The following is a 583-nucleotide window of genomic DNA, read 5'->3' on the forward strand; positions in this document are numbered from 1 at the left end:
AAAATCCTACACGGGTCATACAGCAGTTTTATCAACCACAGATTATTATGTTATTGAAGCGTCAAAAACCAAAAATAATGGAGCGAAAGTCCATCATTGGAATCGTAGTAATTTGTGGGGGGGGGGGCTAGTGGAATTAAGCAACTTAAAGTAACAAGTAAGCTAGGGAAAGATGCTACTGCTGCTGAACGTAAAAAGGCAGTAAACTACGGTAAGGATCAAATAGGAGAACCATATAAATTAAAAACCACTATATGGTCAACGGATGCCTGGTATTGTTCTAAATTAACAAATGCACAATGGGATTATGCAGGGTATAACTTGCAATCTTCAAGAGCTTTTCATATTGATGGAATCTTGGCAGTAATACCTAATGATATTCTGAATGATGCTAATACTCGAGTGAAAAAGAATTGGGGCACCTCACTTCCGGGTAAAATTTAAAGGAAACTATAGGAGAATTATGAAGAAAAAGTACTTACCTTTAATTTTATTATCTTTTGTGTTTGTTGTGATTGCGTTTGTCTTTTTTAAGAAAGAAAGTACACAAAGAATAGTGGTAAATGGGATCGGGAATTTCAAT

Annotated in this window: 1 protein-coding gene; it reads left to right on the top strand. The window is 35.3% G+C overall.

All coding sequences use genetic code 11. The features are described 5' to 3' along the window. Positions 1-114 precede the first annotated feature (114 nt). Positions 115-444 carry a hypothetical protein gene (locus CVN76_RS00205; RefSeq protein ID WP_100530063.1) on the top strand — a complete coding sequence of 110 codons (330 nt, stop codon included), beginning with the start codon at positions 115-117 and terminating at the stop codon, positions 442-444. The last annotated feature ends 139 nt before the right edge of the window (positions 445-583 follow it).

This window comes from Bacillus sp. mrc49, assembly GCF_002803435.1.